Genomic DNA, 5,082 nt, shown 5'->3' with positions numbered 1-5,082 from the left:
TGCCAAGGCGGCCGTTGAGCGCGCCATCGAAGGCTGCAAGGCCCGTGGCGCCAAGCGTGCCATGCCGCTGCCGGTGAGCGTGCCGTCGCACTGCGAACTGATGCGCCCGGCCGCCGAGCGCTTCGCCGAATCCATCGCCGCCATCGACTGGCAGGCGCCGCAGATCCCGGTGGTACAGAACGTCAGCGCGCAAGTGCCGGCCGATCTGGAAACCCTCAAGCGTGATCTGCTCGAACAACTGTACAAGCCAGTGCGCTGGGTTGAATCGGTCCAGACCCTGGCCGCCAAAGGCGCGACCAGTCTGGTCGAATGCGGCCCGGGCAAAGTCCTGGCCGGTCTGAACAAACGTTGCGCCGAAGGCGTTTCGACTTCCAACCTCAATACCCCAGACGCTTTCGCTGCCGCTCGCGCAGCGCAAGCCTGAATCAGGAGAAGCTTGCATGAGTCTGCAAGGTAAAGTTGCACTGGTCACCGGTGCAAGCCGCGGTATCGGCCAGGCTATCGCGCTGGAACTGGGTCGTCAGGGCGCCATCGTCGTGGGTACCGCGACCTCCGCCAAAGGTGCCGAGGCAATTGCCGCCACGCTGAAAGAGCACGGCATTCAGGGCACCGGTCTGGAACTCAACGTCACCAGCGACGAATCGGTCAGCAAGGTGCTGGCGAGCATCCAGGAGCAGTTCGGTGCGCCGGCGATCCTGGTCAATAACGCCGGCATCACCCGCGATAACCTGATGATGCGCATGAAAGACGACGAGTGGTACGACGTGATCGATACCAACCTGAACAGTCTGTATCGCCTGTCCAAGGGCGTTCTGCGCGGCATGACCAAGGCGCGTTGGGGTCGAATTATCAGTATTGGCTCGGTGGTGGGTGCCATGGGCAACGCAGGCCAAGTAAACTATGCAGCCGCCAAGGCCGGTCTGGAAGGTTTCAGCCGGGCGATGGCGCGTGAAGTCGGTTCTCGTTCGATTACGGTCAACTCGGTGACCCCTGGGTTCATCGACACCGATATGACCCGTGAACTGCCTGAAGCACAGCGTGAAGCCTTGCAGACGCAGATTCCGCTGGGTCGTCTGGGGCAGGCTCAAGAGATCGCATCTGTGGTCGCTTTTCTTGCATCCGACGGTGCGGCATACGTCACCGGGGCTACAATCCCGGTGAACGGTGGGATGTACATGTAAGTAAAATGTGACGGATTGCTTCAAAAAAATGTCATACGAGCTGTCTAAAATCCGTTATAAAGCTGCAATCTATTTATAGGCAGAGGGCCGCAGGGTTTGAGGAGTGAAGCTTTCAGTTGAAAAGCTGAAAAGTCTTTCTATACACTTACCCACTGGCCAGCTGCCTGAATTTGTCCATTAGGAGTGAAAACAAGGTATGAGCACCATCGAAGAGCGCGTCAAGAAAATCGTTGCCGAGCAACTGGGTGTTAAAGAAGAAGAAGTGGTCAACACCGCTTCCTTCGTAGAAGACCTGGGTGCCGACTCCCTTGACACCGTTGAGCTGGTGATGGCTCTGGAAGAGGAATTCGAGACCGAAATCCCTGACGAAGAAGCTGAGAAGATCACTACTGTACAAGCTGCAATCGACTACGTTACTAGCCACCAGGCGTAATAGTTTGTAATCGTTGTTTGCTGTCATGGAAAAACCGCACTGCCATCATGGCGTGCGGTTTTTTCTTTAGGCCTGATGCAAAATCGTCATTTGAAAAAGGAGAGTGCTGTGTCGCGTAGACGCGTCGTAGTCACCGGTATGGGTATGTTGTCGCCACTGGGCACGGATGTGCCGAGCAGTTGGCAGGGCATTCTGGCTGGCCGCAGTGGCATTGGTCTGATCGAACACACCGACCTTTCTGCCTATTCCACCCGCTTTGGCGGCTCGGTAAAGGGCTTCAATGTCGAGGAATACCTGTCGGTCAAGGAAGCACGCAAGCTCGACCTGTTCATCCAGTACGGTCTCGCGGCAGGCTTTCAAGCCGTGCGCAATGCCGGTCTGGAAGTCACCGATGCCAACCGTGAACGCATTGGCGTGGCCATGGGTTCTGGCATTGGCGGTCTGACCAACATCGAAGAAACCAGCCGTACCCTGCATGAAACGGGTCCGCGTCGAATCTCGCCATTCTTCGTGCCAGGCTCGATCATCAATATGATTTCCGGTTTCCTGTCCATCCATCTGGGGGCACAGGGGCCTAACTACGCCATTGCCACCGCGTGCACCACTGGTACGCACTGCATCGGCATGGCGGCGCGCAACATCATGTACGACGAAGCCGACGTGATGATTGCCGGCGGTGCCGAAATGGCTGCTTGCGGCCTCGGCATGGGCGGCTTCGGTGCCTCCCGTGCGCTGTCGACCCGCAACGACGAGCCGACCCGTGCCAGCCGTCCGTGGGACAAGGGCCGTGATGGTTTCGTCCTGTCCGATGGTGCCGGCGCCCTAGTCCTCGAGGAGCTGGAACACGCCAAGGCACGCGGCGCGACCATCTATGCCGAGCTGATCGGTTTCGGTACCAGTGGCGATGCCTTCCACATGACCTCGCCACCCGCCGATGGCGCCGGTGCTGCGCGCTGCATCACCAATGCATTGCGCGACGCGAAGATCAACGTCGATCAAGTGCAATACATCAACGCCCACGGTACTTCGACCCCGGCTGGCGACCTCGCCGAAGCCAACGCGATCAAGTCCGTGTTCGGTGACCATGCCTACAAAATGGCGGTCAGCTCCACCAAGTCCATGACCGGTCACCTGTTGGGTGCGGCGGGTGCGGTCGAGGCAATCTTCAGCGTGCTGGCGATCAACAGCCAGGTGGCGCCACCGACCATCAACCTCGATGAGCCGGACGAAGGCTGCGATCTCGACTTCGTGCCGCACACGGCGCGCAACATGGACATTGATGTCGTGCTGTCCAACTCCTTCGGTTTTGGCGGCACCAATGGCACCTTGGCATTCCGCCGGTTCGCAGGCTGATGGACAGCTGGGTCGACGGTCAACCGGCTGACACTCTGTCGCTGAAAGATCGTGGCCTGGCTTACGGCGACGGTCTGTTCGAGACCATCGCCGTGCGCAGCGGCCAGCCGCTGTTGCTGGATCGCCACCTGACGCGTCTGGCCGATGGCTGTGCGCGCCTGGCCATCGCGGCGGACTTCGATCAGGTTCGCCACGAACTGCTCGTTTATGCGGCGGCGATGGGCGAGGGCGTGCTCAAGCTCATCCTCACCCGTGGCGACGGCTTGCGCGGTTACGCGCCGGATCCGACGGCGTCTGGCCGACGCATTCTGCAAGGCAATCCTCCTGCGGCTTATCCGGTGGTTCATGCTGAACAAGGCATCCGCCTGTTTCCGTGCAGCACGCGTTTATCAAAGCAGCCGTTGCTTGCCGGGCTCAAACACCTCAATCGACTGGAACAGGTTCTCGCCCGTGCCGAATGGCAGGACAGCGAACACGCCGAAGGCTTGATGCTCGATCAGGCCGGTCGCGTCATCGAAGGAGTGTTCAGCAATGTCTTTGTGGTGCGCGACGGGGTGCTGATCACGCCGGATCTGAAGCGCTGTGGTGTCGCCGGCGTGATGCGTGCCGAAATATTGTTTCAGGCCGAGTCACTGGCCATTCCCACCCAAATCGCCGATATCAGCCTCGAACAGCTGCAATGGGCTGATGAAGTTTTTGTCTGTAACAGCGTGTATGGCGTCTGGCCGGTTCGTGCCTATGCTGCGCTGAGCTGGCCGGTTGGCCCGCTCACCCGTAAACTGCAAGCCATTGCCCGCGCCCTACTGGATGCCTGATTCGTGAGACGTAAACTTTTGCTGCTGCTGGAAACCGGACTGGTTCTGGCAGGGCTGCTGATGGGCGCCAGCGCCTGGAAGATTCACTCCGCACTGGAACAGCCCCTGAACATCACGCAGGAAGAACTGCTGGATGTGCCGAAAGGCTCGACCCCGACCCGTACTTTCCTCGAACTCGAAACCGATGGCGTCATCAAGGATGCATTCTGGTTGCGGATTTACTGGCGCTTCAATCTCGCCGGCACGCCAATCCACAGCGGTGAATACCGCATGCAGCCGGGCATGACCGTCAACGGCCTGATCGACTTGTGGAAGCGCGGTGAAGTGGTGCAGTACAGCCTGACCCTGGTCGAAGGCTGGAATTTCCATCAAGTGCGCGCCGCGTTGGCGAAAGACGAAAAGATCGAGCAGACCCTCAACGGTTTGAGCGACAGCGACGTCATGACAAAGATAGGCCACAAAGGGGTGTTCCCGGAAGGGCGGTTCTTCCCGGATACCTACCGCTTCGTGCGCGGGATGTCTGATGCCGAGCTGCTGAAGAAGGCGTTCGATCGACTCGATGAAGTGCTGGCCAGGGAGTGGGAAAAACGCTCCGCCGATGCGCCCTACACCGAGCCCTATCAAGCGCTGATCATGGCCTCGCTGGTCGAGAAGGAGACCGGAGTGCCACAGGAGCGCGGGGAAATTGCCGGCGTCTTTGTGCGCCGTATGGCCCTGGGCATGCAGTTGCAGACCGATCCGACGGTCATTTACGGGCTGGGCGATCGCTACACGGGCAAGCTGACCCGTGCCCATCTCAAAGAGCCGACGCCTTACAACACTTACGTGATTCCCGGTTTGCCGCCGACGCCGATTGCTATGGTCGGGCGTGAAGCGATTCACGCCGCGCTGAATCCGGTCGACGGCACCAGTCTGTACTTTGTGGCGCGGGGCGATGGCAGCCATGTGTTCTCCGATGATCTGGATGCGCATAACAGTGCCGTGCGCGAGTTCCAGCTCAAGCGACGTGCCGATTACCGTTCGAGCCCGGCGCCGGCGACTGCACCTGAAGCGGCACCGACAACCGAGGAAGCGATTCCTGCGGCATCACCGGACACCGCACCGCAAGCACTGCCACCGGTTACGCCGCCGCAGCCCGCGCCGGAACCGGAAGCCGCCGCCCCGAAAAACGCGCAATGACTTTGATTAAGGACTGCCTGTGACTGGCTTGTTTATTACCCTGGAAGGCCCGGAAGGCGCCGGTAAAAGCACCAACCGCGAATACCTCGCCGAGCGCCTGCGCGCCGCAGGTGTCGAGGTG

Annotated in this window: 7 protein-coding genes; all 7 read left to right on the top strand. The window is 59.9% G+C overall.

The window, feature by feature from the left end:
• Nucleotides 1–424 (top strand): ACP S-malonyltransferase (locus DBR24_RS32880; RefSeq protein ID WP_256591642.1); only part of this gene is annotated, 424 nt, incomplete at its 5' end.
• A 16-nt stretch (nt 425–440) separates the two neighbouring features.
• On the top strand, nt 441–1,181 hold the full coding sequence (gene fabG / locus DBR24_RS18985; RefSeq protein WP_123466790.1) for a 3-oxoacyl-ACP reductase FabG: 741 nt from the start codon (nt 441–443) through the stop codon (nt 1,179–1,181).
• 196 nt (nt 1,182–1,377) lie between these two features.
• Nucleotides 1,378–1,614: an acyl carrier protein gene (acpP, locus tag DBR24_RS18980; RefSeq protein ID WP_003175607.1), complete on the top strand. Its 237-nt coding sequence runs from the start codon at nt 1,378–1,380 to the stop codon at nt 1,612–1,614.
• A gap of 108 nt (nt 1,615–1,722) precedes the next feature.
• On the top strand, nt 1,723–2,967 hold the full coding sequence (gene fabF / locus DBR24_RS18975) for a beta-ketoacyl-ACP synthase II (protein ID WP_123466788.1): 1,245 nt from the start codon (nt 1,723–1,725) through the stop codon (nt 2,965–2,967).
• Complete coding sequence (gene pabC, locus DBR24_RS18970; RefSeq protein WP_128615502.1) at nt 2,967–3,782, top strand: aminodeoxychorismate lyase; 816 nt, start codon at nt 2,967–2,969, stop codon at nt 3,780–3,782. Before fabF ends, pabC begins: the two co-directional genes overlap by 1 nt.
• 3 nt (nt 3,783–3,785) lie before the next feature.
• The gene (gene mltG, locus DBR24_RS18965) at nt 3,786–4,961 is read left to right on the top strand and encodes an endolytic transglycosylase MltG (RefSeq protein ID WP_128615501.1); all 1,176 of its coding nucleotides are present in this window, start codon (nt 3,786–3,788) and stop codon (nt 4,959–4,961) included.
• A gap of 19 nt (nt 4,962–4,980) precedes the next feature.
• Nucleotides 4,981–5,082 (top strand): dTMP kinase (locus DBR24_RS32875; protein WP_371921330.1); only part of this gene is annotated, 102 nt, incomplete at its 3' end.

The organism is Pseudomonas sp. HMWF006 (assembly GCF_003061205.1).
In the GTDB taxonomy this organism is placed as follows: Bacteria; Pseudomonadota; Gammaproteobacteria; order Pseudomonadales; family Pseudomonadaceae; genus Aquipseudomonas; species Aquipseudomonas monsensis.
The sequence above is the reverse complement of the archived record's forward strand: the minus strand, read 5'-3'. Positions and strand labels throughout refer to the sequence as shown.